Raw genomic sequence first — 26,406 nt, forward strand, 5'->3', positions numbered from 1 at the left:
TGCCCCCCCCACCCCCCCCCTCCCCCCCCCCCCCCCCCCCCCCCCCCCCCCCCCCCCCCCCCCCCCCCCCCCCCCCCCCCCCCCCCCCCCCCCCCACGCCCGGTGAACACCTGGATCCCGGCTGCCCGCACCACTGCAAGGACCGAGGAGACCCGCAGGCGGTTCGGGGCGCCGCCGGAGCCAGGAGCCGTAGGCGGGGGCGGGCGAACGCCAGGCTGGTCCGAGGCGGCACGACGCGGCGGCACCGGTGCCGCCGCGTCCGCGTCACGCGTGGCCGGCCCGGGCGGCGGTGTGCACGGCCCGGTGCACGGCGCGGGCCACGCGGGCGCCCCACAGCGAGCGGGGACCGGCGAAGGCGTGGACCTCGTCGCCGGCGCGCGGGGACCGGGCGGCCACGCACACGGCGTCCGTGGGGGTGCCCGAGCAGTCGTACCCGGCGTCGAGCAGGGCCTGCACCTTCGCTTCGGTGGCGGTGGCCACGGCGTTGACCAGGGCCGCGTCGGTCAGCGCCACCGGCAGCGCGACGAGGATGTTGACCGTGCCCGGCCGCGCCGCCGCGGCCGTGCCCTCCGCCGGGGAGGCCGCCCAGCCGCGTACCCCGAGCCCCGCGGTGGCGACCGCCTCCACACCGCTGTCGGACGCGTGACCGTACGCCCGGACGTCGGCGGCCGTCATCAGCCCGACCCCCGGTCCCCGGGCGCCGGCGTCCCGGGCCAGCTCGGCGAGGTGCCGGTCCGGGTCGGTGCGCGCATAGCCGTGGGACACCTGCGCGTTGAGGACCCAGGACCGCTCCCCGATCCCCCCGCCGAGCACCGCGCTGCTGATCATCCGCCAGCCGTCGCCGGCCTGCCACAGCAGGCCGTGCAGCCATTCGTCCCCCTCCGCGCGGGAGTGCCGCCGTACGCGCAGCAGACCGGGGGCGGGGCGGGGCGGCGGAACGACGGCGGCCATCGGGCGGGTACTCCTCGCGGGCGGGAACCAGCCGATCGTACGTCGCGCCGTCCGGCCCGGTTCCGGTCGCCGTGCACGGCACCGGCACCCACGGGCTCCGCACGCGCACCGGCTCTTCGCGCGGTGCCGATTCGCCGGCGCGGCGGCGGGGAACTCCGGACACCGCCCCCTCGGCCGGGCGGACCGGTGACGTGACGGGCACGGCGAAGGAGAGGGATCATGTGCCGTCTGTTCGGTCTCAGCAGTGCGCCGCGGCGCACCCGTGCGACGTTCTGGCTGCTGGACGCCCCCGACAGCCTCAGCAGACAGAGCCACCGGGAGCCCGACGGCACCGGCCTCGGCTACTTCGCGGCGGACGGCACGCCCCGTGTGGACAAGGCCCCGATGGCCGCGTACGAGGACCGCGCCTTCGCCGAGGAGGCCCGCCGGGTGGAGTCGGCCACCTTCGTCGCCCATGTGCGCTACGCCTCCACCGGCGGCCTGGACGCCCGCAACACCCACCCCTTCGAACAGGACGGGCGGCTGTTCGCGCACAACGGCGTCATCGAGGGCCTCGACCGGCTCGACGACCACCTGGGCGGGGACCGGCCGGCGGTCCGGGGCGACACGGACTCCGAGCGCTTCTTCGCCCTGATCACCCGGGAGGCGAGGGAGAACGGCGGCGACCTCGGCGCCGGCATCCGGCACGCCGCCGGGTGGATCGCCCGGCACCTGCCCGTCTACGCCCTCAACCTCGTCCTCGTCACCCCCGGCGGGCTGTGGGCCCTGCGCTACCCCGACACCCACGAGCTGTACGTCCTGGAGCGCCCGGCGGGCGGCCGGCACGGCACCCGTCACCTCGACCACAGCGGCAGCCACGGCCGCATGCGCGTCCGCTCCGGGCCCCTGGCCGGGCACCCGGCCGTGATCGTGGCCAGCGAACGCATGGACGACCACCCCGACTGGCGCCTGATGGAGCCGGGCGAACTGCTCCACGCCGGAACCGGCCCGCACACCACCCGCCGGGTGGTCCTGCCGGAGCCCCCGGCGCACCCGCTGACCCTGGCGGACCTGCGCCCCGACGCCGCCGCCTCCCAGCAGGCGCCGTGATCCCCGCCGGGTCCGGGCCCTCGCGAGGTACGCCGGCCGGGGCCGGCGCGGCCGTTCCGTACCCTGGCCGTATGCGTATGCGCCCCACTCTGAGCTGGACGCCCACCGAGGACCTGCCGCCCGGTACCGCGGATCCGGGGCCGGTCGTCGAGGCGCTGGGCAGGGGAGGGGTGCTGGTGCTCAGCGGGGCGGGCATCTCCACGGAGTCGGGCATTCCCGACTACCGGGGCGTGGGCGGCAGCCTGAGCCGGCACACCCCGATGACCTACCAGGAGTTCACCGCCGACGCGCGGGCCCGGCGCCGGTACTGGGCGCGCAGCCACCTGGGCTGGCGCACCTTCGGGCGGGCCGAGCCGAACGCCGGGCACCGGGCCGTCGCCGCGTTCGGACGGCACGGTTTGCTCTCGGGGGTGATCACCCAGAACGTCGACGGCCTGCACCAGGCCGCCGGCAGCGAGGACGTCGTGGAACTCCACGGGAGCCTGGACCGGGTCGTCTGTCTGTCCTGCGGTGCCCGCAGCGCGCGCCGGGAACTCGCCCGGCGGCTGGAGGAGGCCAACGCGGGCTTCGCGCCGGTGGCGGCCGGCCTCAACCCGGACGGCGACGCCGATCTCACCGACGAGCAGGTCGGCGACTTCCGCGTGCTGCCCTGCGCGCTGTGCGGCGGCATCCTCAAACCGGACGTGGTGTTCTTCGGCGAAGCCGTTCCGCCGGAGCGGGTCGAGCGCTGCCGGGAGCTGGTCCGTGCGGCGAGTTCGCTGCTCGTCCTGGGCTCTTCCCTGACGGTGATGTCCGGGCTCCGGTTCGTCCGTCAGGCGGCCGAGGCCGGGAAGCCGGTGCTGATCGTCAACCGCGACCCGACCCGCGGCGACCGGCACGCCGTCACCCGCGTCGCGCTCCCTCTGGGCAGCGCCCTCACCACCGTGGCCCACCGGCTGGGTCTTCCCGCGCGGGCGCCGACGGCGGCCGGGGCGTCGCCGCACACACCGCCGGCGGAATGAGAAGACCGCGATGAACCATCGGGACGAGCCGCTGAAGCTCGTCCCGATGGTTCATCGCGGTCTCGGCTGCCCGCGGCGTCCGCGGTCCGGTCAGGCGTGACGGTGGGAGTGGGAGTGACGGCTGCCGGTGACCAGGCGGTAGAGGGCGAGCAGGATGACCGAGCCGACGATGGCGGCTATCCACGTGGACAGCTCGAAGAACCCGTCGACGGAGTCGACGCCGAAGAGCACCTTGCCGAGCCAGCCGCCGAGCAGACCACCGGCCACACCGATGAGCATGGTGACGATGATGCCGCCGGGGTCCTTGCCCGGCATGAGGGCCTTGGCGATGGCGCCGGCGAGCAGGCCGAGGATGATCCACGCGATGATGCCCATGGTGGTGGTCTCCGTTTCGTCGTTCTGTCGAATAGGGGCTTGCTCATCGTGTGTACCGTCTGCGCTCGTACAAACGTCCCCTTTTGATTGCGGTTGATCGCCGGCCCTCTCGCCCGCGGAACCGGGGAGCGGTCCCGGGCGGCGGGGTGACGGTGTCACGCCCGGGGCATCGGCCGGGTGTGCCACTCCTCGATCAGGGACCGGGCCGCCTCCTGGGCCGCGCCCCGGTCGAAGGCGGCGGTCCGCCAGGTCGCCGAGCGCAGGGCGCCCCGGCCGCGATAGGTCCGCATGATGCGCACGTGGTCGGGACGGGCCACGAAGTCCCGCAGACGGTCCTCGTCGCGCCAGACGGAGACCGACCCGGAGTGCGGGCGCAGCAGACCCGGCACGCTCCACAGCCACAGCCCGATCGCGCCCTCGGTGGCGTCCCAGGTCCGGCGCAGGGCGAGGCCCGTGACGTGGATGCCGAGCGAGGTCCAGGGGCGGTACGCGGCGAAGCCGGTGACGCTCACGACGGCCGCGCCCCCCGCCTCCGCGTCCGGGGCCGCCGGGCCGGGCTTCCACGGGGCGAACCAGACGGGCACCGGCATGGTCGGCTCACTCCTCGGGGGCACAGGGCCCGGGGAGGACGTCCGGCCGGAAACCCTATAAAACTGTACGGTCGTGCGTGCTAATGTATCAGCCTCCTGACGCCTGACCGAGGAGTGGCGAGCATGAAACCCACCGAGGCCGTTGCGAGCACCGTCCTCAACACCGCCTCCCTCGTCTCCGGGCGGCTGGCGGGCAAGGGCGCCTTCACCCTGTTCCACATGCCGCTGGTGCGCAGCCGCCCGCGGTCCGCCGAGCGCGAGGTGTCCGGCACGGCGCACGTCGGCCGCGTCGAACTCGGCGGCGGCAGGCACGCGGTGTCGTACCGCTGGGGCGACGGGGCCCGGCCCGTGCTGCTGGTGCACGGCTGGCAGTCGCGCGCCTCCCGGCTCTCCGGCTTCGTCCCCGGACTGCTGGAGCGCGGCTACAGCGTCGTCGCCTTCGACGCCCCGGGCCACGGCGACGCCGCCGGCCGCAGCACCACGATCCTGGACTACCGCGACATCGTCTCCGTGCTGCACGACCAGTACGGCACCTTCGAGTGCCTGATAGCCCACTCGATGGGTGCGCTGGGCTCCTTCTTCGGGCTCAAGCACGGGGTGGAGGCCCGGAAGATCGTCACCATCAGCGGGGTCTGCGACTTCGACTACCTGATCCGGGAGTTCTGCGCCGAACTGAAGGTGCGCGACCGGCTTCAGGAGCGGCTGCGCGACGAGATCCGCGGACGGCTCTTCTCCGGCATGCCCGCCGGGGAGGTGCCGTTCTCGCTCACCGACATGCCCCGGAGCGTGCGCTCGCCCCTGCTGGTGGTCCACGACGAGGACGACACCAGGATCGGGGTGGCCCAGGGCCGCCGACTGGCCGCGGCCTTCGGCGACCAGGCCCGGCTCGTCGTCACCAGCGGCCTCGGACACCGGCGCATCCTCGGCGACGCGGACGTCCTGCGCACCGTCCTCGACTTCGTCGGCCCCGGCGCGCACGGCGCCGACGAGACGGGCCCGCGTACGCTCTCCATGGACTGAGCGCTTCCGCTTCGGGGGAGATTAACCGAACGAACGTCCGCTCATTGGTTACACTGTGGACACCTCAACGGCGCCGAGAACGTCCGGTCCAGGAGAGTGGGTGCACATGGGTGTGGCAGGAACGCAGGCCGACGGCCGGATCGCGCGCGGAAACCAGACCCGCCAGCTGATTCTCCGCAGAGCCGTGGAGATCGCCTCCGTGGAGGGGCTCGCGGCCCTGTCCATGGGGCAGCTCGCGAGCGAGCTGAAGCTGAGCAAGAGCGGGGTGTTCGCCTTGTTCGGCTCCAAGGAGGACCTCCAGCTCGCGACCATCCGCACGGCCATCACCGTGTACCTGGAGCACGTGGTCCAGCCCGCCCGGGACCTGCCGGCGGGCATCGGCCGCCTGTGGCGCCTGTGCACGGGCTGGCTCACGTACTCCCGGGAGCGCGTCTTCCCGGGCGGCTGCTTCTTCTACTCGGTCTCCGCCGAGTACGACGCCCGCGAGGGCAAGGTCCACGACACGCTCGCCGCGGCCCGCGCCAACTGGTTCTCCTACCTGGAGCAGACCGCGCGCGAGGCACAGCTCGCCGGGGAACTCGCGCGGGACGCCGACATCCCCCAGCTGGTCTTCGAACTCGTGGCGTTCCTGGAGATGGCGAACGCCGAGTCCGTCCTGCACGACGACTTCACCTGCTACGACAAGGCGGCCAAGGCCGTCCTGAGGCGCCTGCGCTCCGAGGCCGCCGACCCCTCGCTGCTGCCGGCCACCCCCTGACGCCCCGGCGGCGGCCCGCTCGCCCGGGCGGGCCGCCGCCCCGTGCCCCGCGCTCGCGCTCACGCCCCGATGGCGTGCACTCCGCCGTCCACATGCACGATCTCCCCCGTCGTCCGGGGGAACCAGTCGGACAGCAGGGCGACGACGGCGCGGGCGGCCGGCTCCGGGTCGGAGAGGTCCCAGCCGATCGGGGCGCGGGTGTCCCACACCTCGCGGAAGGTCTCGAACCCTGGGATGTGCCGGGCCGCCATGGTCTTCACGGGCCCGGCCGCCACCAGGTTGCAGCGGATGCCGCGCGGCCCGAGATCCCGGGCGACGTAGCGGGAGGTGGCCTCCAGGGCGGCCTTGGCCACCCCCATCCAGTCGTACGCGGGCCAGGCGACGCCCGCGTCGAAGTCCAGGCCCACGATCGACCCGCCGTGTTCCTCCAGCAGCGGCAGGCACGCCATGGCCAGCGCCTTGAGGGAGTAGGCGGACACCTCGACCGCGGTCGCCACCGAGTCCCAGCCGGTGGCGAGGAAGTTGCCGCCCATCGCGTCCTGCGGCGCGAAGGCGATGGAGTGCACGACCCCGTCCAGGCGCGCGTCGCGCCCCACCCGCTCCCGGATCCGGCCGGCCAGGCTCTCCAGGTGTCCCTTGTCCTGGACGTCGAGTTCGAGCAGGACGGCGGGCTCGGGCAGCCGCCGGGCGATCCGCTCCACCAGGGCGAGCCGGCCGTACCCCGTGAGGACGACCTCGGCTCCCTGCTGCTGGGCGAGGCGGGCGGTGTGGAAGGCGATCGAGGACTCCATCAGGACCCCGGTCACCAGGATCCGCTTGCCCGTGAGCAGTCCGGTCACCGTGCCGCCACCTCCGTCTTGCCGCCGTGGTCCGCGGGGGAGTCCTGCCCGGTGAGGAACCCGGCGATCGTCTCGACGACCAGGGGAGAGCCGAGGATCCGCCGGTGCCCGAGCCGGCGGGTGAGGACCAGCCGGGCCCGGTCCGCGAAGGCCCCGGCGAGCCGCTCCGCCTGCTCCGCGCCCACCGCCTCGTCGTTCTCGTCGTGGATCAGGAGCAGCGGGACGCGTACGCGCGAGGCGTGATGGAGGACGGAGAAACGGGTCCACATGTCCTCGCCCGGGTACAGGTCCCGGTCCAGACGGTGGCGCAGCTCCGCGTCCGTCCGCGGGTCCAGGGCCCGGTGGGCGCTGAAGGAGTCGACCAGGTAGGAGAAGTCGGGGACCGTGCTGACGGCCACGATCCGGTCGGCGCGCAGCCCTTCGGACAACGACAGGAACAGCGCCAGCGCCCCGAAGGAGTGGCCGACCACGGCCGCGAAGTCCCCGTGCGCGCGGTGCAGTCCGCCGATGAGGGCGCGGTACTCGGCCAGGGTGGTGGTGTCGCCCCCGGACTCGCCGTGCCCGGGAGCGTCGAAGGACACCGGGCTGTAGCCGAGCGCGACGAGCCGGGTGATGAGCTTGGCATAGCGCGAGGCACGGGATTCCCAGCCGTGCACCAGCAGCACCGGGCGCATGCCGTCGCCCCAGGCGTAGGTGACGACCCCGCCGCTCCCGGCGGTCAGTTCGCCGGTCCGCGCGCTCTCGATGACCGCCCGCTCGTCGGGCCGGGGTCTGCTGCGCCCCTGCGGCCTGCGGAACAGGTCGAACATGGCCTCCCCCTGCGCGCTCAGGGCCGGTTCGGCGGCCGCCGTCGCGAGATCCATGACACACCCTCCAGTTGTTCGCCGATGCGCGAGGGGTTTCCGGGCGCATTTATCAGCACGATCGTTCGCTCATATTCATCATGAACCAGCATCCGAGGAAAGTAAACGGACGGTCGTGCTAATATACTGGCCGCCGTCAGCACTCCCCGTTGGAGGACGACATGACGATCCCGCACCCCGACCCCCGCGCCGCGGAGCCCGGCCCCAATCAGTGGATCAAGGACCACCTGGACTCGGTGATCGACGCCCAGCTCCTGGGCGACCGGCCCGCCGGGAGCGCCCCGGCGGCCGGGACGCGCGACCCCGTGCACACGGCGCGGCCCTGACCGGGCCCGCCGGGCGGGCGAGGGGGAGGGGGGGGCGGCCGTGTCCGGGCCGCCCCCCTCCCCGTACCGCCGCCGGGTCAGGCGGCTTCCGCCTCCCGCTTGGCGCGGGCCGCGCGGATGCCCTCGCGGCGGGTCGTGAACGACGTCGCCTTCTTGTCCAGCCGGTCCAGGAAGGCGGCGAGTTCCTCGCGCGCCCGCTCGCCGTCCGGACCGAGGTCCGCGCGTTCGAAGACGCCGAGCCTGCGCAGGACGGGCGTGACGACGCTGTCGTGGTGGAGGCGGAGGTCGTAGATGCCGGCGATGGCGATCTCCGCCGACTTGCGGCCGAAGTCCTTGATGGTGGAGCCCGGCATCTCGAAGCCGACGACCACGTCCCGCACGACCCGCATCGCGGTGTCCGGCACCAGCTCGAACGCCGCCTCGACCAGGTTGCGGTAGAAGACCATGTGCAGGTTCTCGTCCGCGGCGATCCGCGCGAGCAGCGCCTCGCACCGGGGATCGGTGCTCGCCTGGCCGGTGTTGCGGTGCGAGATGCGCGTGGCCAGCTCCTGGAACGCGGCGTACGCGATCGCGTGCAGCGCGCTGAAGCCGTCGGGCCGGTCGTAGCCGCCCGACATGTGGGTCATCCGGGCGCGTTCCAGGGCCCGGGGGTCGACGGCCCGGGTCACCAGGAGGTAGTCGCGCAGCGCGGTGCCGTGCCGGGCCTCCTCCGCGGTCCAGCGGTCCACCCAGGTGCCCCACGCGCCGTCCTTGCCGAACTCGGCCACCGCGAAGTGGTAGCCGGGCAGGTTGTCCTCCGTGAGCAGGTTGACCACCAGGGACGTGCGGGCCACCTCCGGCAGCGTGGCCTCGGCGTCGGTCCACGGCTGTCCGCCGAGCGGGCCGTCGAACGTACGGCCCTCGCTCCACGGGATGTACTCGTGCGGGAACCACTCCTTGGCGACGTCCAGGTGACGGTGGAGGTTCTCCTCCACCACCGGCTGGAGGTCCGCCAGCAGGGCGTGCTCGGCTCGCGCGACGGAGCGGTCGGATCGGTCGATGGGTGGCATGCGCTCTCTTCTTCACATCGTCGCGGGAACCGGTGGCCCCCGCCGGGACCTGACGGTTACGGGTTCTGGGCCGGCCGGGACCGGATCGCGAAGGCCGCCGCGGCGGCGGCCGCGGCCCCGATGGCGCAGGCGAGGAACACCCGCAGATAGCCCTCGTCGTCGAGGACGTCGTAGCGCTCCAGGATGGCCGCGAGGGCGGCGATGCCGAGGGCGCCGCCGATCTGGCGGGTGGTCATCAGCAGACCGGTGCCGGAGGCGAAGCGCTGCGGCGGCAGCGAGGCCGTGGCCGCGTTGGAGATCGCGGTCAGCGCCGCGCCGATGCCGATGCCGGCGAGGACGCCGAGGGGCAGCCACACCGCCGCGTAACTCCTCTCGGTGCCCAGCAGCAGGTACATCCCCGCGCACGAGGCGCCGAAGAGCGCCGAGCCGACGGCGACCGCGGCCCACTGGCCGGCCGGCCCGACCCGGCGCCCGACGACGATGGCGCCGAGCGCGGAGGCGAAGGCGCCCGGTGTGACCGCCAGTCCGGCCTTCAGCTCGGAGTAGCCCCACACCGCGTTCAGGAACAGCAGGGAGCTGAGGAGGTAGGAGTACATCGCCGCGCCGAACAGCAGCGAGGTGACGTTGGTGGCCGCGAAGGCGCGGCTGCGCCAGAGGTCCAGCTCGATGGCGGGCGCGGCGTGCCGCCCGGACAGCAGCAGGGCCAGCGCGAGCAGCACAGCGCCGCCGACGAGCAGGCCGAGCACGCGTCCGCTGCCCCAGCCCCACTCCGTGCCCTGGGTGACGCCGAAGACGACACCGCCGACACCGAGCGCCAGGGCGAGGGTGCCGGCCGGGTCGGGCAGCCGGCGCCCGGTCGGCCGGTCGCCGGTGAGCCGGACCGCGCCGGCCAGGATGACGAGCCCGATCGGCAGGTTGATCAGGAAGACGCTGCGCCAGCCCCAGGCGTCCACCAGGAGTCCGCCGAGGCTCGGGCCGACGGCGGCGGCCATGCTGCCCACCGCTCCCCAGACGCCGATGGCGACCTGACGGCGGGCCGGGGGAGTGTGCTGGAGGACCAGGCCGAGCGCCGAGGGGATCAGCCCCGCCGCGCCCACCCCTTGCAGGGCCCGGGCCGCGATGAGCATCGGCACCCCGGTGGCGAGCCCGCTCAGCAGCGAGGCGACCAGGAAGACGGCCGCGGACCACACGAACAGCTTCTTGCGCCCGATGGTGTCGGCGACCCGGCCGGCGACGGCCAGCAGCGCCGCGAACACGACGGTGTACGCCGTCACGACCCAGGTGAGCTGGGAGAGCGAGGCGTCGCGGAAGTCGGTGCGCAGATCCGCGAAGGCGATGTTCACCACCGTGGTGTCGAGTACGGCGAGGAACGTGGCGCCGGACGCGACGAGCAGGGCGAGCTTGGCCGCGGCCGCGGCCGCCGCCGTCGCGGACGTTCCCGGTGCGCCACCGGCGTCGTCCTGGGCTGTCTGGGCCGGACCGGTGTCCGGCGAGTGGGGTGAGGCGGTCGTCATGCGAGGTGGTCCCTTCGTCCGATGCGCCGCCGTCACCCGGTCCGCAGCGGCCGCGCCCACTCGCGTAAAAGTAGACGACCGTGCGTTCATTTAAAAGAGACTTCCCGGCTCGCCGTCGATTCCGGCGCGATGAATCCCATCGCGCTGTCGATCACCGCCGCCGCGCCCAGCACCTTGCGGTGCCCCAGGCCGCGGGTGAGCACCAGCTCCGCCCGGTCCCCGTACGCGGACTTCAGCGCGTGCGCGTGCGCGACCGGGACCATGTCGTCGTCCGTGTCGTGGATGATCCGCATCCGTACCCCGATCTGCCCGGGGCGCGAGGTGGCGTCGAACTCCCCCCAGGGGTCCGGGACCTGCGCGAAGAGCCGGTGCTCGATCCGGAGGCGGAGGTCCTGCCCCAGGCCGGGGCCGAGCCCCAGGATGCGGGCGAACTCGTCGGGAAAATGGCCGAAATCCTTCACCGCGGCGACCGTGACGAGACGCTCGGCCCGCAGCCCGCGGCGCAGCGCCAGGAAGGCGGCGGTGGCACCGAGGGAGTGGGCGGCCACCGTGTGGAACACCCCGTACCGCTCCTGGAGGAGCCGGGTGATCTCGCCGTACTCCAGGATCGTGGTGGTGTCGCCCTCCGAGTCGCCGTGCCCGGGCGCGTCGAACGCGATCCCGGTCAGCCCCAGCGCCTCCAGCCGCGGCACGAAACCCGCGTACCGCGAGGCACGGGACTGCCAGCCGTGCAGCATCAGCACCGGCCGCGCGCCGTCCCCCCACCGGTAGACCCGCACCCGTCTGCCGCCGAGGGCCAGCTCCTCGACCGCGGCCCGCTCGTGGACGGCACGCTCCCCGGGCAGCACCTTGCCCCGCCGCAGCGGACGACGGAACAGCGCGTAGGCGGCCCGCCCCGCCAGGCCCGGGGCCGGCCGGGCCAGCGCGTTGAGCGCCGTACCGACCAGCGCGGCACCCCGGGTCACCGTCCGGCCCTCGGCGCCCGGTCCCGGGCGGCCGTGCCCCCGGCCGCCCGGAGCGCCCGGTCGGTCAGCTCCCCGGCCGCCCCCGTGTACGCGGCCGGGTCCAGAAGGGTGCCGAGGGCAGCGGCGTCGAAGCGCCCGGCGAGCTCGGGGGCGGCCGCGAGGACCTCGGGCAGGGGGCGGCCGGTGGCGGCGCTCACGGCGGCGGCCCGGCCCACCACCTCCTTGGCCGTCGCCTTGCCGAGCGCGGACGCCAGCACCGCCGCGAGGCGCTCGGAGACGATCAGACCGCCGGTCAGCTCCAGGTTGGCGCGCATCCTCCCGGGCGCCACCACCAGCCCGGCCACCAGCTCCCGCGCGGTGTGCGCCGCCCCGCCCGCCAGCCGCAGACACTCGCGCAGCGGCAGCCACTCCGCGTGCCAGGCACCGGCCGACCGCTCGTCCTCCGAGAGCATCGCCTGCGCCAGCACACCCGCGTACGCGGGCACCTGGAGGGCGGCCGAGCGGATCAGCGTGGCCAGCGCCGGGTTGCGCTTGTGCGGCATCGCCGAGGAGACCCCCCGTCCGGCCGCCGCCGGCTCCGCCACCTCGGCGGTCTCGGTGCGTGCCAGCGACTGCACATCCACCGCGATCTTGCCCAGCACCCCGGTGGCCAGGGCCAGTTCGGCGGCCAGCGCCGCGACGGGCGCCCGGTGGCTGTGCCACGGCAGGACCGGGGCGCCGAGGCCGGTCTCCACGGCGAACCGCTCCGTCAGCCGGCGCGCGTACTCCGGTTCCGGGGGCTCGCCCCGCGCCTTTCGGTGCAGCCGCTCGTACTCGACGTAGCCCGCCAGCGTGCCCGCCGCGCCGCCGAGCTGGACGACCAGCCCCTCGGCGCGCAGCCGGCGCAGCCGGTCCGCCGCCTCCGTCACGGCCACCAGCCAGCCGGCTGCCTTGAGGCCGAACGTGGTCGGCACGGCGTGCAGCGCGAGCGTCCGGCCCGCCATCAGCGTCCCCGTGTGCGCGCCGGCCAGCGTGCGCAGCGAGCCGGCCGCCTCGTCCAGATCGGCCAGCAGCACGTCCAGGGTGCGGGCGGCCACCAGCATCGCGGCGGTGTCCAGGATGTCCTGGCTGGTCGAGCCCCGGTGCACCTGGTCCGCGGCGGCCGGGTCCACGGCCGCCACCAGATCGGTGAACGCCCGCACCACGGCCACCACCGGATTGGCCGCGCCCCGGCCGAGCACGGCCAGCGCACGCAGGTCCAGGCGGTCGGCGCGGGCCAGCTCGGTGATGGTCCGCGCCGCCTGGACCGGCACGTTGCCCAGGTGCGCCTGGGCCCGTACCAGCGCCGCCTCCGCGTCCAGCATCGCCTGGAGCCATGCCCGGTCGGAGGTGGTCTCCTCGGCGGGGCTGCCGGCGCGCACCGGGCTCAGCAGCCCGGCGTCGACGAGGGGCGCGCCCGGGCCGGGGGTGCCCCGGTCGGGGGTGTCCGTGCCGGGGGTGTGCGTGCCGGGAGTGTCCGTGCCAAGGGTGCTCACCTCGTCAGTTCTCCGATCATCTCGTCGTCCGGCCGCCGGTCCGCCGCCGCGAGGACGGCACGCGCGACGGCGTCCGAGTCCTGGAGCGTCACCGAGTTCACCCCGGGACGGATGCCGGCCGCCGTCGCCCAGTGCACGGACTCCGTGGGCACCCCGAAGGCGAACCGGCGCGGATGCGCTCGGCCCTCGGCGTCGATCACGCGGAACGGCGCCCCGGTGACGGCGAGGCCGCCCGTCTCGTACGACGTCCCCTCCGGGTCGCCGATCCGGTGCGGGCGGCACCGCCCGGCGGCGAGGAGCCGGCGCAGCAGCGGATCGGCGGTCGTGCGCAGGTCGGTCTCCGGCAGCCGCGCCTCGATGAGGGTGCCGGCCGGGATCCGGGAGCCGGGCACCGCCGGGGACTCGATCGTGAACGTCCCCCGTGCCCGGTCCGCCCCGGCGCGGGCGTCGGGACCGAGCACGTCCAGCACCCCGGCCTCGATCAGTGCGATCGCCTCCTCGATCCGCCCGGCGGGCGGCCCGATGGACAGGAACGCGTTCAACGGCGTGTACCAGCCGTCCAGGTCCCGCCGGTGCGAGCGGCCGGTGAGGCCGCCGTGGTCGATCACGAGCCGCAGCTCGTTGCGCAGGTCGCGCAGCACGTCGAGCGCCGCCTTCAGCGGCCCGTCGACATTGCCGGCCCGCGCCGCCGCCAGGTCCGCGCGCAGGTGGGCGACCAGCCAGCCCCGGAAGTCCGCCGGCGAGACGAAGGCGCGTCCCGCGTACGGGCGGGCGATCCGGTCCCAGTCCCAGCGGTCGGCCGGCGCCACGCCGAACTCGTCGAGGAGGTCCCGCTCGCGGCGGCTGCCCGGCGGCGCCGCGAGATAGGCCGCGCGCAGCCGGCGCGCGTCCGCCGTCCGGTCCGCGGCCGTGAGCAGCGCGGTGTAGTAGACCGTCTCGGCCTCCTTGGCGACCAGCGGCCACACCGTCTCGCGGAAGTCGATGCCGCCAAGGCGCCGGGACCGCTCCCGCAGCTCCTCGATGACCTCCGGGGTCAGCACGGCCGGTTCGTGCCGCCCGTGCGGGCCCTTCTGGTTCTCGCCCCGGGCGTGGAAGGGCAGGCCCCGGCGGGAGCCGGCCACCAGCCGGGGCTCCCGCCCGGACGGCAGATACACCAGCCGGCCGTCTTGCCGCTCGAACCGCCCGCCCCGGCCGAGCGTCAACAGGGCGGTGTGGTCGAAGAAGTTGAGCCCCAGCCCGATCAGGGCCACCGTCTCGCCGGGGCGCACCCCCGACAGGTCCACGTCCGCCGGGTTGGCGGGCGCGACGTAGCCGAGCCCGTGCGCCGCGGCGAACTCGGCCAGCTCCCGCTGGCGGCTGGAGCGCCGTACCGGCAGGTGGCCCTGGGCGAGGACCACGGCGGCCAGGCCGGCCAGGCTCCGGCCGTCGTCGAGCCGCACCCGCTGGGTGCCGTCCGGCTCGTCGGTCAGGCCGACCGCGCGGGCCCGGTGCACCACGGTCGTCAGGCCGCCCGGCGCGGTCCGGGTGACCCGCTGGAAGACCCACTCCAGATAGTGGCCGTAGAAGGCGCGGGTGGGATACGAGTCGGGGCCGAGCGCGCGGGCCTCGGCGAGCACCCGCTCGTCGTGGCGCGCACCGTCCATGGGGCCGATCAGGGTGAGGAAGCGCGCCCACTCGTACAGGCTCGGGCCCGGGGCGAGCGCCCCCTCGATCCGCACGCTGTCGTCGGTGAACATCGTGACCTGGGAGGCCACCGTGTTCATCAGCAGGTGCTCGGACTGGTCGGTGCGCCACACCCGTCCGGCGCCCGGCGGATACGGGTCGACCAGGTGCACGGTGAGCGCGGGGCGCTCCGGGTCCGCCGCGGCGTTCGCACACAGCCGTTCGAGGACCGAGAGGCCGCGGGGCCCGGCACCGATCACGCAGACGTCGAGCCGTCGGCTGGTCATAGTCACTTGCTCCACTGGGTCGAAGGTCGTCGTGGGCCCGGTCGCCCGCCCGGGGCGGGGCGGCGCCTCATGTCCCGGCGGCGGCACCGCTCAGCCGCAGGCCGCCGGGGGCCCGCCCCTGGATCAGGCCGCGCCCGCGCACCCCGCGGGCCAGGGCCGCGGTGAGCCGGGCCCGGCCGTCGGCGCCCGGGGCCGCGGGGGCCTCGGCCAGCTCCCGCAGGGCGCCGAGGGCCGTCTCCAGCTCCCCGGCCAGCTCCGTCAGCACCTCCACGACGGCCGCCGCGTTGGAGCTGAGGATGTCCGTCCACAGGCCGGCGTCGCCCGCGGCGATCCGGGTGGCGTCGCGCAGTCCCTGGCCGGCGAGCTGGAGCTGGGATTCCTCGCCGTCCAGCAGCCGGCCCGCGAGCAGGCTCGCGACCAGGTGCGGGGTGTGCGAGACGAGGGCCACCGCCCGGTCGTGCTGGGCGGGCTCCATCACCACCGGGCGCGCCCCGCACAGCCGGGCCAGCTCCGTCGCCCGGCCGACCGCCCGCTCGCCGGCCTGGCCCGCCGGGGTCAGCACCCAGGGCCGGCCGTGGAACAGGTCGGGCAGCGCCGCGAGCGGCCCCGACCGCTCCCGGCCCGCCATGGGGTGCCCGCCCACGAAGCGGGCCAGGTCGCAGCCCAGCTCCGCGGCCTCCCGCTGCGGCCGCGCCTTCACGCTGGAGACGTCGGTGAAGTCGTGGGCCAGCCCCCGCGTCTGCTGGAGGCGCAGCGACGTGGCGACATGCTGCGGGGGTACGGCGAGGACGGCCAGGTCCGCCGGGGTGCGCGGCGCTCCCACCACCCCCGCGCCGAGGCCGGCGGCGGTGCGCGCGGCCTCGGGGTCGTCGTCGAGGAGGTAGGGGGTGATGCCCCGGGCGCGCAGCGCCAGCGCGATCGACGTGCCGATCAGGCCCGTGCCCACGACCGCGACGGTGCGCATCAGCGGGTGCGCCACAGCACCGGCAGGAACTCGGGGTCCGCGTAGTCCGGGGTCCCCTCGGCGGTCCTGCGCACCAGCACGTCGTGGTTGTACGCCACCGGGGTGCCGTCGGAGCGGCGGAAGGGCCGGTAGCGGTTCTCGCCGTCCTGGAGGTGGAAGGAGATGGCGCGGCGGGGCCGGTCGCCGACGTTGGGGCCGCTGCCGTGGTAGGTGCGGCAGTGGTGGAAGCTGACGTGACCCCTGGGGATCACCATCGGGACCTTGCGGACCTCCGTGTTGTTGTACGCGGCGTTCTCCTCCAGCATCTGGTCGAGTTCGCCCCGGTCGCGCTCGGCGAAGTGCAGGGACGTCGCGTCGTTGGCGGCGGTCTCCTTCCAGTGGTGGCTGCCGTCCACCATCGTGATGGTGCCCAGCTCCTCGTCGCAGTCGTGGAAGGGGATGAACGCGGTCAGCATCCGCTCGGAGGTGGAGGTGGCCCAGTAGTGCCGGTCGAAGTGCCAGGGCACGATGTTCGACGGCTCCCCGGCCACCGGCGGCTTGTAGATCAGGGTGGACTGGAACACCCGGATCTCCGCGGCCTCGGCGAGCCGCGCGGCCACCGCGCCGAGCAGCGGCTTGCGCAGGACGGCGCCGATCGTGTCGTCCTCGTAGTGGATGTAGTCGTTGTGCCGCTGCACGGAACCGTGCTCCGGCTCCCAGTACGCGAGCTTCGGCGGGCGGACCGGCAGCGTACGGTCGCGGTGACCGGCGTAGAAGCGCTCGCTGGCGGCTTCCAGCCGTGCGGTCTCCTCGTCGGTGAAGATCTTCTTGGACAGGTACCAGCCGTGCTCGGCGTAGAAGGCCACGTCCTCGTCGGTGGGCAGGAGCGCGCGCTCCTCCTCGGTCAGGGTGAAAGCGGTGGAGTCCTGAACAGTCACGGTCTTCCTCGTGTGCCTCGAAGGGGGTGGTGGGCGTCGGCCGGCGTCAGGCCGGTGCCTTCTCGCGGGCCACGGCCTCGTAGAGCGCCTTGATGTTGCCGCTGCCGAACGTGCGGGCCCCGTGCCGGTCGATGACCTCCCAGAAGAAGGTCTTCCGTACGTGCATGGACTGGGTGAAGATCTGGAAGACCTGGCCCCAGTGGTCCCGGTCGACCAGGACGTTGGTGCGCCGCAGGTCCTCGATGCGCAGCTCCGGCTCGCCCAGCCGCCCGGCCAGCTCGTCGTAGTAGGTGCCCGGGGTGTCCAGGAAGCCGACGCCGCGCGCCTCCATGGCCGGCACCGCGGTGACGATGTCGTCGGTGAGCAGCGCGAGGTGCTGCACCCCGGCGCCGCCGTGACGCTCCAGGAACGTGTCGATCTGCCCGGGCTGACGGTCCGTCACCGGCTCGATGAGCGTGAAGGTGACCTCGCCGGACGGGCTCTGCACCACCTTGGAGTCCATGGCCTGCTCGCCGACCTCGATGAACTCCTCGAAGATCTGGCGGAACCCGAAGACCTCCTCGTAGAAGGCGACCGTCGGCCGCAGCGCGCCCGCCGGCAGGCAGATCGCCGCGTGGTCGACGGTGTGCAGCAGCCGCTCGCTCTCGTCGGGGTCGTCGGCGAAGATGTCCATCGTGCCGGGCAGGAAGTCGGCCCGGTCCCCGGTCCGCTGCGTGAAGCGGTGCGCCACGTCGCCGAAACCGAGCACGGACGCCGTGACGACCTCGGTGCCGCCCCGGCCGTGCGTGACGGGCTCCTCCACCGGCGTCGCCCCCCGCTCGACCGCGGTCGCGAACGCCTTGGCGGCGTCCGGGACCTCGAAGGCGATGTTGGCCACGCCGTCGCCGTGCCGGGAGACGTAGTGCGCCGCCGGATGGCCGGGTGTCAGCGCGGAGGTGAGCACGAGGTCGATGCCGCCCTGGCTCAGCAGCAGGGACCGGCTGTCCGCGCGGCCCGTCTCGGGACCCGCCTGGCCGCGCAGCCGGAAGCCGAACGCGGTGCACAGGTAGAACGCCGACTGCCGGGCGTCGCCGACGTAGAACTCGACGTGGTCCACGGCTCCGATGTTCACGTGCTCTCTCCCTCTTCGCGGCGCCGGGCGCGGGTGCCGGCGGTGCCGAACAGCAGGCTGACGTTGTGGCCGCCGAAGGCGAACGAGTTGGACAGCGCGGCCCGGACGGGGGTGCGCCGGGCCTCGCCCCGTACGTGGTCGAGGTCGCAGTCCGGGTCGACCTCGTCGAGGTTGTGCGTGGGCGGCAGCGTGCCGCGCGCGACGGCGAGGGCGCAGATCGCGGCCTCCACCGCGCCGGAGCCGCCGAGCAGGTGCCCGGTCATGGACTTGGTGCTGCTCACGGCCGGCGAACGGTCCCCGAACACGGCCCGCACGGCCCTCGCCTCGGCGATGTCGCCCAGCTTGGTGGCGGTGCCGTGCGCGTTGACGTAGCCGACGTCGTCGGGCGTCAGGCCGCCGGTGCGCAGCGCCCCGCGCATGGCCTGCGCGGCCCCCTCGCCGTCGGGGCGCGGCGCGGTGGGCTTGAAGGCGTCGGTGGTGGCGCCCCAGCCGAGCAGGTCGGCGTAGCCCGCGGCGCCCCGGGCGTCGGCGTGTTCGACGCGCTCCACGACCAGCACCCCGGCTCCCTCCGCCAGGACGAACCCGTTGCGGCGGCGGTCGAAGGGGCGGCTGGCCGCCTCCGGGTCGTCGTCCCAGCCGCTCGCCAGGGCCCGGGCGTGGGCGAACGCCAGCGCGGAGGTCGGGTTGAGCGGTGCCTCGGCGCCGCCGCAGACCACCACGTCGGCCTCGCCGTAGCGGATCAGCCGGGCGGCCTCCGCCACGGCGTGGGCACCGGCCGCGCAGGCGGTGGCGACGGCCGAACTCCAGCCGCGGATGCCGTGCTTGATCGCGATCCGGGCCGCCGCCATGTTGGGCAGCATGCCGGGCAGCAGATAGGGGCTGACCGCCGTCGGGCCGCGCCGGACCCGCTCGTGGGCCTGCGCCTCGTACGTGGTCAGGCCGCCCGCGCCGCTGGAGACGACGACCGCGACGCGCTCGGGGTCGACGTCCCGGCCCACCACGATCCCCGCGTCGGCGAGGGCGTCGTCGGCGGCGGCCAGGGCCATCAGGGCGTAGCGGTCGACGAGCCGGCCCTCACTGGGCGGCAGCACCTCGCGCGCCTCGATGTCCGGGGCGATGCCGGCGCTGCCCACGGTGCCGTCGAGCAGGTGTCCCTCCGGCGGCCTGCGCAGCCCGGACTTGCCGTGGCACAGCGCGTCGAAGGTGTCGGCGGCGCCCCGGCCGAGCGGGGTGAAGGTGCCGAGCCCGGTGATCACGGCACCCGGGAGGGCGGCGGTCATACGGCCACCTGCTTCGCGGAGGTCTCCCGGCCCAGCAGCTCGCCGTCCAGGAAGCGCCGGCGCAGCAGGAACTTGCGGACCTTGCCGGTCGCGCCGAGCGGGATGCGGTCGGATTCGACCACGACCACGCGCTCGACGGTGCGGGCCACCCACGGCTCCAGCGCGGCGAGCACCTCGTCGGTGCGGTCGGCGTCCTGGTCCGCCGCCGGGTCCAGCACGAGCAGCACCGAGGTCGCGACCCGGCCGTCCGTGGGCACGGCGACGACCGTGCACTCCAGCACGTCGGCGCAGTCGGCGAGGACCCGCTCCTCGCACAGCATGGTGTACAGGCGGTGGCCGTCGCCGAGGTCGACGGCGTCCACCAGGCGGTCCACGTGGTAGTAGTAGCCCTCCTCGTCGCGGTAGACGAGGTCGCCGGTGAGGAAGTAGCCGTCCCGGCGGGTGCGGTAGGTGGTCACCGAGTCGTTCCAGTAACCGAGCGACAGCGTCGGCGCCTTGACGGCGAGCTGGCCCACCTCGCCGGTGCCCAGCCGCTCGCCGTCGTCGTCGACGACCGCGATGTCGGAGAAGGCGTGCGGCCTGCCGATGCAGCGGCCGTAGCGCCCGGTGTCGGGGGTGTGCGTGATGTGGAACTGGGAGTGCCCCATCTCCGAGGAGCCGAGGCCGTCCACGAAGAACGAGCCGGGCCGCGTCACCCGCCCCTGGGCGGTGACCGACTCGCGCGTGCCGTTCGCGATGAGCTTGCGGATGTGCGCCTCGTGCGCGCAGTCCCCGGTGTTCCACCAGGTGCGCACGGAGGCGAGGTCGCGCCGGGACAGGTCCTCGCCCGCCAGCTCCGACCAGGTGGCGGCGAAGCCGAGGACGCTGGCCGGCTGCCAGGTCTCGATGGCGTCGAGCACCAGGGTGCCGGTCTGCCGGGAGAGGACGGCCAGCTGGGCGCGGTTGGTCAGGGCGAGGTTCACGGCGATGACGGTGGCCGCGTGCGCGGAGGGCAGCGCGCCCAGCATCCGGTCCAGGCCCTGGCCCTTGGGCAGGGACAGCCGGTGCCGGATGGCCGCGAACAGGCTGTGGTGGGAGTGGACGACCGCCTTGGGCAGGCCGGTCGTGCCGGAGGAGTGGGTGACGACCACGGGCTCCCCGCCGTGGTGCCGGTAGGCCGCGGGGGCCGCCCCGGGGTCGCCGGTACCCAGGTCGGCGGGGTCCGCGAGCAGCGGGGTGGTGCTGCCGGCCGAGGCCAGCGCGTCCCGGTGCGGGCGGTCGGCGATGACCCCGACGGCGCCCAGCCGCCTGATGTACTCGGCCGCCTGCTCGGCGGGGAGCCTGCCGTTGACGAGCGCGGGGATCGCGCCCAGGCGGGCCAGCGCCAGATAGCCGAGCACCTGGTCGGCGCCGTCGCTCACCCAGACGGCGACCGGGTCCCGGGGCCTGACGCCCAGGGTGTGCAGGACGGCGGCCCGGGCGGCGACGCGCTCGCCGAGCTCCGCCAGGGTGAGGGCCTGCCAGGCCGGGTGGCCGTCCACCTCGGTGTCGAAGGTCAGGGTCGGTCGGTCGAGGCCGGTGCCCCGCTCGATCAGTGTGGTCAGCACGTTGCCCACGCCCAGCCGCTGATCGGCCGCGAGCTCCGCGCGCTCGTTCTTCGGGTTCATTTCCCGTCGGTCCCTACTGTCGGGCCTTTGTCTGTCTCGGTCTTCGCGTACGCGCACGGCCGTCCGGGGCGGCCGGCCGCCGCCCCTCCCGCCCGCCGCCGGGGCGGGCGGGACGGGAGGGGGCGTGCGGGCCGGGCCGTGGCCGGCCGTCAGGTCACTTGGCCGCGGCGGCGGCGGAGGCCCGGTCGACGATCTCCTTGACGAGGCCCGAGACCGTCAGCAGCGCGACGGTCTCCATCTCGTCCTCCTCGAACTTCACCCCGTACGTGTCCTCGACCTGGATCGCTATCTCGGCGACCGAGAGGGACTCCAGGTCCAGGCCGGCCGGGCCGAGCGGGGTGTCGCCGGTGACCTCGGACACGTCGTAGTTCATGTTCTGCAGCGCCTCGATGATGAACTTCTCAACCTCAGCGGACATTTGATTGACTCCTGCTTCATGGACGGGCACCCGGGACTGGACCCGGACACGGTGACGGTGCTGTGGTGCACCACGGACGGGGACGAGCGCGGTACGGCACGCGCCCTGCTGCTGCGGGGCGCGGCCGGGATGCTCGGCGTCCCGGAGTCCGGGGTATGGGTGGGGCACGAACCCGGCGGCCGGCCGTTCCTCGGCGGGGCCGGCGAGGGCGTGCGGGTGAGCGTGGCCCATACGCGCACGGCGGTGGCCATCGCCCTGACGCGCGGGGCCGCGGTGGGTGTCGATGTGGAAGGGGTACGGCCGCTGCGCGCCGAGCCGATGGCCCGGGCGTGGCTCCACCCCGCGGAGGCGGCCTGGATCGGCGCCCTGCCCGAGGCGGAACGCTCGGTGGCCTTCCTGTGGTTGTGGACGCAGAAGGAGGCCGTCGGCAAGGCACTCGGCCGGGGACTGCGCGGTGGTGGCATGAGCCGTCGTATGCCGCTGCCGCGGAACTGGCCTCCGGGCCGGGACGGCCGGCCGGTGCCGAGCCCGCTGCCCGGCGCCGACGCGCTGGCGTCCGCCGCCGTCCTCGTCGACGACGGCCGTCATGTCCTCGGTGTCGCGCTGTGCGGTGACACCGGGGGGATCGGGGGTGGTTCAGGCGAGGGCGGTGTCCACGTCCAGGTGCGCCGGATCGCCTCCGGAGCCCCGGGCTGACCCGGCCGCCGGGGCCGCGGCGCGCGCGGCGGTGCGCAGCACCTCGGCGTTGCGCACCGGTTTGCCGGTGACGGTGCGCGGGATCTCGGGCAGGGCGTGCAGCGTGCGGGGCCGCTTGTACGGCGCGAGCCGCGCGGCGAGCGCGGCGGCGAGGCCGTCGAAGACCTCCCGTTCCCGCACGGTGACGAAGGCCTCGATGCCGGTGCCCTGCACGACCACGGCCTCGGCGACCCCCGGCAGGGTGCCGAGCACCTCCTCGACCTCGGCGAGGTCGACCTTCAGCCCGCCGACGGAGACCTGCGAGTCCAGCCGCCCGTGGACGGTGAGCAGGCCGGTGTCCTCGTCGAGGCTGCCCGCGTCCTTGGTGCGCAGCCAGCCGTCGACGAACCGGGCCGGGTCGGCCGGTCCCACGTACGGGCTGGCGGGCAGGCCCAGCAGGATCTGGCCGTCCTCGACGCGCACGCTCATCCCGGGTGCCGGGGTGAGGCCGGGGCGGTGGGTTCCGGTGAGGTCGGTGGCGATGACCCCGGCCTCCGTCATGCCGTACATGGCGCCCAGGTCGGCGCGGTAGGTGCGGGTGAACCGCTCCCAGACGTCCGCGCGCACCAGTTCGCCGCCGACGATCATCCGGCGCAGCTGGGGGAGGCGCGGCGGGGTCCGGGCCGCGGTGAGGAGAGCGGCCTGCGAGGGGACGCCGAGAAGGGTGGTCGGCGCGTCGCCCGCGGCGACGGCCCTGAGGATGCCGTCGACCGTCTGGGTGCCGGGCAGCACGATCTCCGTGCCGGCGGCGAGTCCGTGCAGCAGCCCGCCGACGAGTCCGAGGACGTGGACGACCGAGGCCAGGACGACGGTGCGTTCGCCCCTGCGGGGGAAGCCGTCCAGCCGGGCGTACCGGTCGAGTTCCGTCAGGAGGCTGCCGACCGTGCGGCCGATGACCTTGGACGGGCCGGTGGAGCCGGAGCTGAGCTGGAGCAGCGCGTGCGGTGTGGCGGCCGGCCGGCCGCCGTGCGGCGCGGTGACGCGGGTGGTGATGTCGAAGTGGCCGCGCAGCCGGCCGGTGACGTCCCCGACCGGCTCGACGACCAGTTGCGGAGTGAGCCGCGCGATCGCCTTGCCCACCTCATGGGGAGTCAGCCGGTGGTCCAGCAGGGCTACTTGGGCTCCCGTGCGCCACCCGGCGAGCATGGCGACGATACAGGCGAGCGAGGGTGGCACCCGCACCGCGAGCGTGCCCCCGGCCGCCAGGCCGGCGGCCCGCAGACGCTCCTGTTCCTCCGCGACGAGCCGGCGCAGTTCCCCCCTGCTGACCGGCCCGGACAGCCGGAGAACGGTCGCACGGCCGTCCCCCGCGAGTAAAAGGTCGTCTATCCAGGCGCCTTCACTGCAAACGGCCCTTTTCGGCACCGCTTCCCCCACGGAAATCCCCACCAATCAAAGCTTTGTCGTTGCGGCCGCCTCGTATCCCCCGGGGCCGCAGATTCATCGTTGCCTACTACTTTCGAGTAATCAAGAGAAACTTTGGCGAGTTTGCCGCACATCCGACAGATGTAGACAGCAGCTTTTCGCGCATGCCGAAGCCCCCTTCATCCGGGGTGGAAAAAGATGAATGGGAGGCGACCCCGAGGGTGGGGTCAATTCACTGCCGAGTAACCCCCGTGGGCCCGAAAAGGTGGACGCGAGGCGCCCCCATCAGGGCCATGACCTCGTCGAATTCCTCGGTCAATGTGTGCAGGACGGCGGCGGCACCGGCGGTTCCGGAATGCGCCAGTCCCCACAGGACGGGACGTCCCACAAAAACGGAATCCGCGCCGAGACAGAGCGCCTTCGCGATATCGGCACCATGCCGGACCGAGCCGTCCAGGATCACCGGACAACGCCCGGACACGGCTTCGGCGACCTCCGGAAGCGCCTCCGCGGCGGGCTGGGCGAAATCGAGCTGCCGACCTCCGTGATTCGACACCACGATGGCGTCCACCTCGTGTTTCACGGCGAGTTCGGCGTCCTCCGCGGTGAGCAGTCCCTTCAATACCAGGGGCAGCGGCGTGCGCTCGCGCAGCCAGGCCAGGTCGGCCCAGGTGAGGGAGGCGTCGAACTGCTCACGGGAATGCCGGGCGATGGCGGACGCCCCGGGCGCGCCGGTGTGGGAGGCGGACATGACGGAGGGGTCGAGGTTGACGGCGCGGACGTCCTCGGGGACGGCGAAGCCGTTGCGGGCGTCCCGCGGGCGGTGGGCGACCCTCGGCGCGTCGACCGTGAGCACGAGCGCGCGGTAGCCCGCGTCCTCCGCCCTGCGGACGAGTGCGAGCATCGCTTCCCGGCGCCTGAGCCAGTAGAGCTGGAGCCACAGCGGGCCCGTGGCCGCCGCCGCGATGTCCTCCAGGGTGCGGCTCGCGAACATGCTGACCGTGAAGAGCGTGCCGGTCTCGCCGGCGGCCCGCGCCGTCGCCACCTCCCCCTCGGGATGGGCGAGCCGGTGGTAGGCCATGGGCGCGATGCCCAGCGGTGCCGCGAGATCCGCCCCCAGCAGGGAGGTGCGGGGGTCGCAGTCCGAGACGTCGACGAGACAGCGCGGCCGCAGCCGGATCCGGTCGAGGGCCGCGCGGCCGGCGGTCAGCATCGACTCGGTCCCGCTCCCGCCCGCCAGGAAGTCCCAGACCGGGCCGGACAGCCGTTCCCGCGCCGCGGACTCGTACTCGTGCAGCGCCAACGCCACCGCGTCCACCCCTGCTTCCTCGCGCGTTCCCGCGCCGCCGACCGTGTCCCGAACTAACCGCACGGTCGTACACTAACCTAACTCCCTCCACATGTCCGCACGGTCGTCCACATAATGTGGTCGTCATGTGGTCACGGAGCGGACGTCCCCCTGGCGGGAGACGGCGAGGAGGTGTGCCTTGGCAAGGACAGCGACGGACGGGCGGATCGAGCGTGGCAACCAGACCCGGCGGGCGATCCTCCAGCGAGCCGTCAGGATCGCGTCGGTCGAGGGGCTGGAGGGCCTGTCCCTCGGCCGTCTCGCGGGCGAACTGCACCTCAGCAAGAGCGGGGTGTTCGCCTTGTTCGGGTCGAAGGAGGAACTGCAGCTCGCCACCGTGCGGGCCGCCATCAAGGTCTTCATCGAGCACGTCGTGCAGCCGGCCCGCGCCCTGCCCGCCGGTCTCGGCCGGCTGCGGTGCCTGTGCGGCAACTGGCTCGCCTACTCCGCGCGGCGCGTCTTCCCGGGCGGCTGTTTCTTCTACTCGGTCTCGGCCGAGTACGACGCCCGCCGGGGCAAGGTGCACGATGCCGTGGCGAGCGCGCACGGCAACTGGTTCACTCTCGTCGAGCAGATGATCGACGAGGCCAAGAAGGCGGGGGAGGTCCGCGCGGACGCCGACACCGCCCAGCTCGCCTTCGAGCTCGTCGCCCTGCTGGAGATGGCCAACGCCGAATCCGTCCTGCACGCCAACTTCACCAGCTACGGCCGCGCCGCCGACGGCATCGTCAGCCGGCTGCGCGACGCCGCCACGGACCCGGCGCTCATTCCCGACACCCTGTGAACCGCCCGCGGGCGACGCCCCGCGGGCCCTGGACCTCCCGGAGGCACCATGCCCTTGGACCCGCAGCTCCAGACCCTCTACGACCGGCGCGCGGCCGAGGGCGCCCGTCCGCTGTACACGATGACGCTCCACGAGGCCCGAGCCGCCGACCTCGCGGCCATCCGGGCGGCGGCCGGCACGCCCGAACCGGTGCACGAGGTCCACGACCTCACCGTCCCCGGCCCCGGCGGGCCCCTGCCGGTCCGCGTCTACCGGCCGGCGGGCGAGGGCCCGCTGCCGGTGCTCGTCTACTTCTTCGGCGGCGGCTGGACCCTCGGATCCCTGGACACCAGTGACGCGCTCTGCCGCACCCTGGCCAACTCCGCGGGCTGTCTCACCGTCTCCGTCGGCTACCGGCTGGCCCCCGAGCACACGTTCCCCGCCGCCCCCGAGGACTGCTTCGCCGGGCTCCGGTGGGCCGCCGAGCACGCCGGGCGGTTCGGCGGCGACGCGAGCCGGCTGGCCGTGGGCGGCGACAGCGCCGGCGGGAACCTCGCCGCGGCCGTCACGCTCATGGCCCGGGACGCGGGCGGCCCCGGGCTGCTGACCCAGCTGCTCGTCTACCCGAACACCGACTACCTGGCGGACACCCCGTCCCGCCGGGAGAACACCGATCCGCTGCTCTTCAACGACAAGTCCGTGCACTGGTACTGGGACAACTACCTGGCCGCGCCCGAGGACGGGACGCACCCCCTCGCGTCCCCGCTGCGCGCCGCCGGCCACGCGGGCCTGCCACCGGCCCTGGTGATCACCGCCGAGTACGACCCGCTGCGCGACGAGGCCGAGGACTACGCGCGGCGGCTGCGGGAGTGCGGGGTGCCCGCCGAGACCACCCGCTACCCGGGGACGGCGCACGGCTTCTTCACCATGTCCGGCACCCTCGACGCGGCCCGCCGCGCCGTGGAGCAGGCCGCGCACCACCTGCGCACCGCCTTCGCGGCCGCCGGCGACAAGGTCCGGCCGTGACCGCCCCCGCCGCCCCCGGCGAGGGCCGGAG

General features: G+C 74.4%; 26 protein-coding genes. 8 read left to right on the forward strand and 18 right to left on the reverse strand.

The genetic code is table 11. The features are described 5' to 3' along the window. Nucleotides 1–264 precede the first annotated feature (264 nt). Nucleotides 265–951 (reverse strand): adenosylcobinamide amidohydrolase, encoded by a 687-nt coding sequence (locus ACZ4W9_RS13590; RefSeq protein ID WP_467935357.1) that lies wholly within the window; start codon nt 949–951, stop codon nt 265–267. A gap of 219 nt (nt 952–1,170) precedes the next feature. On the opposite strand from ACZ4W9_RS13590, the gene ACZ4W9_RS13595 reads away from it, so the two are divergent. Together ACZ4W9_RS13595 and ACZ4W9_RS13600 are read left to right on the forward strand one after the other, a co-directional pair. Next, complete coding sequence (locus tag ACZ4W9_RS13595; protein WP_467935358.1) at nt 1,171–2,040, forward strand: class II glutamine amidotransferase; 870 nt, start codon at nt 1,171–1,173, stop codon at nt 2,038–2,040. A gap of 71 nt (nt 2,041–2,111) precedes the next feature. After that, nucleotides 2,112–3,041, forward strand: a complete 930-nt coding sequence (locus ACZ4W9_RS13600) for an NAD-dependent protein deacetylase (RefSeq protein ID WP_467935360.1) — start codon at nt 2,112–2,114, stop codon at nt 3,039–3,041. A 90-nt stretch (nt 3,042–3,131) separates the two neighbouring features. Here the strand turns inward: ACZ4W9_RS13600 and ACZ4W9_RS13605 are convergent, their stop codons facing one another. Then, nucleotides 3,132–3,416, reverse strand: coding sequence for a GlsB/YeaQ/YmgE family stress response membrane protein (locus ACZ4W9_RS13605; protein WP_467935361.1), 285 nt, complete (start codon nt 3,414–3,416; stop codon nt 3,132–3,134). A 155-nt stretch (nt 3,417–3,571) separates the two neighbouring features. After that, the gene (locus ACZ4W9_RS13610) at nt 3,572–4,006 is read right to left on the reverse strand and encodes a hypothetical protein (protein WP_467935362.1); all 435 of its coding nucleotides are present in this window, start codon (nt 4,004–4,006) and stop codon (nt 3,572–3,574) included. Nucleotides 4,007–4,129: 123 nt separating this feature from the next. On the opposite strand from ACZ4W9_RS13610, the gene ACZ4W9_RS13615 reads away from it, so the two are divergent. After that, nucleotides 4,130–5,026, forward strand: coding sequence for an alpha/beta hydrolase (locus tag ACZ4W9_RS13615; RefSeq protein ID WP_467935363.1), 897 nt, complete (start codon nt 4,130–4,132; stop codon nt 5,024–5,026). Nucleotides 5,027–5,138: 112 nt separating this feature from the next. After that, a complete protein-coding gene (locus ACZ4W9_RS13620) occupies nt 5,139–5,783 on the forward strand; it encodes a TetR/AcrR family transcriptional regulator (protein WP_467935545.1) in 645 nt (214 codons plus the stop codon). A gap of 59 nt (nt 5,784–5,842) precedes the next feature. On the opposite strand, the gene fabI is transcribed toward ACZ4W9_RS13620, so the two are convergent. Further along, nucleotides 5,843–6,622 carry an enoyl-ACP reductase FabI gene (fabI, locus tag ACZ4W9_RS13625; RefSeq protein WP_467935365.1) on the reverse strand — a complete coding sequence of 260 codons (780 nt, stop codon included), beginning with the start codon at nt 6,620–6,622 and terminating at the stop codon, nt 5,843–5,845. After that, nucleotides 6,619–7,485 carry an alpha/beta hydrolase gene (locus ACZ4W9_RS13630; RefSeq protein WP_467935366.1) on the reverse strand — a complete coding sequence of 289 codons (867 nt, stop codon included), beginning with the start codon at nt 7,483–7,485 and terminating at the stop codon, nt 6,619–6,621. Before ACZ4W9_RS13630 ends, fabI begins: the two co-directional genes overlap by 4 nt. A 161-nt stretch (nt 7,486–7,646) precedes the next feature. On the opposite strand from ACZ4W9_RS13630, the gene ACZ4W9_RS13635 reads away from it, so the two are divergent. Further along, a complete protein-coding gene (locus ACZ4W9_RS13635) occupies nt 7,647–7,811 on the forward strand; it encodes a hypothetical protein (RefSeq protein ID WP_467935367.1) in 165 nt (54 codons plus the stop codon). A 77-nt stretch (nt 7,812–7,888) separates the two neighbouring features. On the opposite strand, the gene ACZ4W9_RS13640 is transcribed toward ACZ4W9_RS13635, so the two are convergent. The 11 genes from ACZ4W9_RS13640 to ACZ4W9_RS13690 form a co-directional block, all read right to left on the reverse strand. Next, complete coding sequence (locus ACZ4W9_RS13640) at nt 7,889–8,860, reverse strand: acyl-ACP desaturase (RefSeq protein ID WP_467935369.1); 972 nt, start codon at nt 8,858–8,860, stop codon at nt 7,889–7,891. 56 nt (nt 8,861–8,916) lie between these two features. Then, nucleotides 8,917–10,374 carry an MFS transporter gene (locus ACZ4W9_RS13645; RefSeq protein WP_467935370.1) on the reverse strand — a complete coding sequence of 486 codons (1,458 nt, stop codon included), beginning with the start codon at nt 10,372–10,374 and terminating at the stop codon, nt 8,917–8,919. Nucleotides 10,375–10,460: 86 nt separating this feature from the next. Next, complete coding sequence (locus ACZ4W9_RS13650) at nt 10,461–11,339, reverse strand: alpha/beta hydrolase (RefSeq protein WP_467935371.1); 879 nt, start codon at nt 11,337–11,339, stop codon at nt 10,461–10,463. Next, nucleotides 11,336–12,853, reverse strand: a complete 1,518-nt coding sequence (locus ACZ4W9_RS13655; protein ID WP_467935372.1) for a nitrosuccinate lyase — start codon at nt 12,851–12,853, stop codon at nt 11,336–11,338. The genes ACZ4W9_RS13650 and ACZ4W9_RS13655 overlap by 4 nt, the downstream gene beginning before the upstream one ends. Further along, entirely contained in the window at nt 12,850–14,802 is a 1,953-nt protein-coding gene (locus tag ACZ4W9_RS13660) for an FAD/NAD(P)-binding protein (protein ID WP_467935374.1), read from the reverse strand. Before ACZ4W9_RS13660 ends, ACZ4W9_RS13655 begins: the two co-directional genes overlap by 4 nt. A 67-nt stretch (nt 14,803–14,869) precedes the next feature. Beyond that, nucleotides 14,870–15,766, reverse strand: coding sequence for a prephenate dehydrogenase (locus tag ACZ4W9_RS13665; RefSeq protein WP_467935375.1), 897 nt, complete (start codon nt 15,764–15,766; stop codon nt 14,870–14,872). Then, nucleotides 15,766–16,683: a phytanoyl-CoA dioxygenase family protein gene (locus ACZ4W9_RS13670; protein WP_467935376.1), complete on the reverse strand. Its 918-nt coding sequence runs from the start codon at nt 16,681–16,683 to the stop codon at nt 15,766–15,768. The genes ACZ4W9_RS13665 and ACZ4W9_RS13670 overlap by 1 nt, the downstream gene beginning before the upstream one ends. A gap of 46 nt (nt 16,684–16,729) precedes the next feature. Then, nucleotides 16,730–17,794: a 4-hydroxyphenylpyruvate dioxygenase gene (hppD, locus tag ACZ4W9_RS13675; protein ID WP_467935378.1), complete on the reverse strand. Its 1,065-nt coding sequence runs from the start codon at nt 17,792–17,794 to the stop codon at nt 16,730–16,732. Continuing rightward, the gene (locus ACZ4W9_RS13680; protein WP_467935379.1) at nt 17,791–19,074 is read right to left on the reverse strand and encodes a beta-ketoacyl-[acyl-carrier-protein] synthase family protein; all 1,284 of its coding nucleotides are present in this window, start codon (nt 19,072–19,074) and stop codon (nt 17,791–17,793) included. The genes hppD and ACZ4W9_RS13680 overlap by 4 nt, the downstream gene beginning before the upstream one ends. Further along, a complete protein-coding gene (locus ACZ4W9_RS13685; RefSeq protein ID WP_467935380.1) occupies nt 19,071–20,720 on the reverse strand; it encodes a class I adenylate-forming enzyme family protein in 1,650 nt (549 codons plus the stop codon). The genes ACZ4W9_RS13680 and ACZ4W9_RS13685 overlap by 4 nt, the downstream gene beginning before the upstream one ends. Nucleotides 20,721–20,874: 154 nt before the next feature. Then, nucleotides 20,875–21,138 carry a phosphopantetheine-binding protein gene (locus tag ACZ4W9_RS13690; protein WP_318204976.1) on the reverse strand — a complete coding sequence of 88 codons (264 nt, stop codon included), beginning with the start codon at nt 21,136–21,138 and terminating at the stop codon, nt 20,875–20,877. 18 nt (nt 21,139–21,156) lie between these two features. On the opposite strand from ACZ4W9_RS13690, the gene ACZ4W9_RS13695 reads away from it, so the two are divergent. Beyond that, complete coding sequence (locus tag ACZ4W9_RS13695) at nt 21,157–21,834, forward strand: 4'-phosphopantetheinyl transferase family protein (protein WP_467935382.1); 678 nt, start codon at nt 21,157–21,159, stop codon at nt 21,832–21,834. On the opposite strand, the gene ACZ4W9_RS13700 is transcribed toward ACZ4W9_RS13695, so the two are convergent. Together ACZ4W9_RS13700 and ACZ4W9_RS13705 are read right to left on the reverse strand one after the other, a co-directional pair. Further along, on the reverse strand, nt 21,775–23,262 hold the full coding sequence (locus tag ACZ4W9_RS13700) for a class I adenylate-forming enzyme family protein (protein WP_467935383.1): 1,488 nt from the start codon (nt 23,260–23,262) through the stop codon (nt 21,775–21,777). The two genes, ACZ4W9_RS13695 and ACZ4W9_RS13700, sit on opposite strands and share 60 nt — an antisense overlap. A 208-nt stretch (nt 23,263–23,470) precedes the next feature. Further along, nucleotides 23,471–24,610, reverse strand: coding sequence for an alpha-hydroxy acid oxidase (locus ACZ4W9_RS13705; protein WP_467935384.1), 1,140 nt, complete (start codon nt 24,608–24,610; stop codon nt 23,471–23,473). 115 nt (nt 24,611–24,725) lie between these two features. On the opposite strand from ACZ4W9_RS13705, the gene ACZ4W9_RS13710 reads away from it, so the two are divergent. Then, nucleotides 24,726–25,370, forward strand: a complete 645-nt coding sequence (locus tag ACZ4W9_RS13710; RefSeq protein ID WP_467935386.1) for a TetR/AcrR family transcriptional regulator — start codon at nt 24,726–24,728, stop codon at nt 25,368–25,370. A gap of 48 nt (nt 25,371–25,418) precedes the next feature. Next, a complete protein-coding gene (locus ACZ4W9_RS13715) occupies nt 25,419–26,375 on the forward strand; it encodes an alpha/beta hydrolase (RefSeq protein WP_467935387.1) in 957 nt (318 codons plus the stop codon). Nucleotides 26,376–26,406 lie beyond the last annotated feature (31 nt).

Source organism: Streptomyces sp. NPDC029296 (assembly GCF_055569255.1).

Bases quoted from the DNA above. Each gene is read 5' to 3' on its own strand.
- ACZ4W9_RS13615 (WP_467935363.1), top strand. From the start codon at position 4,130: ATGAAACCCACCGAGGCCGTTGCGAGCACCGTCCTCAACACCGCCTCC.
- ACZ4W9_RS13715 (WP_467935387.1), top strand. From the start codon at position 25,419: ATGCCCTTGGACCCGCAGCTCCAGACCCTCTACGACCGGCGCGCGGCC.
- ACZ4W9_RS13660 (WP_467935374.1), bottom strand. From the start codon at position 14,802: ATGACCAGCCGACGGCTCGACGTCTGCGTGATCGGTGCCGGGCCCCGC.
- ACZ4W9_RS13645 (WP_467935370.1), bottom strand. From the start codon at position 10,374: ATGACGACCGCCTCACCCCACTCGCCGGACACCGGTCCGGCCCAGACA.
- ACZ4W9_RS13635 (WP_467935367.1), top strand. From the start codon at position 7,647: ATGACGATCCCGCACCCCGACCCCCGCGCCGCGGAGCCCGGCCCCAAT.
- ACZ4W9_RS13640 (WP_467935369.1), bottom strand. From the start codon at position 8,860: ATGCCACCCATCGACCGATCCGACCGCTCCGTCGCGCGAGCCGAGCAC.
- ACZ4W9_RS13590 (WP_467935357.1), bottom strand. From the start codon at position 951: ATGGCCGCCGTCGTTCCGCCGCCCCGCCCCGCCCCCGGTCTGCTGCGC.
- ACZ4W9_RS13680 (WP_467935379.1), bottom strand. From the start codon at position 19,074: ATGACCGCCGCCCTCCCGGGTGCCGTGATCACCGGGCTCGGCACCTTC.
- ACZ4W9_RS13665 (WP_467935375.1), bottom strand. From the start codon at position 15,766: ATGCGCACCGTCGCGGTCGTGGGCACGGGCCTGATCGGCACGTCGATC.
- ACZ4W9_RS13630 (WP_467935366.1), bottom strand. From the start codon at position 7,485: ATGGATCTCGCGACGGCGGCCGCCGAACCGGCCCTGAGCGCGCAGGGG.
- ACZ4W9_RS13685 (WP_467935380.1), bottom strand. From the start codon at position 20,720: ATGAACCCGAAGAACGAGCGCGCGGAGCTCGCGGCCGATCAGCGGCTG.
- ACZ4W9_RS13695 (WP_467935382.1), top strand. From the start codon at position 21,157: ATGGACGGGCACCCGGGACTGGACCCGGACACGGTGACGGTGCTGTGG.
- ACZ4W9_RS13605 (WP_467935361.1), bottom strand. From the start codon at position 3,416: ATGGGCATCATCGCGTGGATCATCCTCGGCCTGCTCGCCGGCGCCATC.
- ACZ4W9_RS13595 (WP_467935358.1), top strand. From the start codon at position 1,171: ATGTGCCGTCTGTTCGGTCTCAGCAGTGCGCCGCGGCGCACCCGTGCG.
- ACZ4W9_RS13690 (WP_318204976.1), bottom strand. From the start codon at position 21,138: ATGTCCGCTGAGGTTGAGAAGTTCATCATCGAGGCGCTGCAGAACATG.
- ACZ4W9_RS13610 (WP_467935362.1), bottom strand. From the start codon at position 4,006: ATGCCGGTGCCCGTCTGGTTCGCCCCGTGGAAGCCCGGCCCGGCGGCC.
- ACZ4W9_RS13600 (WP_467935360.1), top strand. From the start codon at position 2,112: ATGCGTATGCGCCCCACTCTGAGCTGGACGCCCACCGAGGACCTGCCG.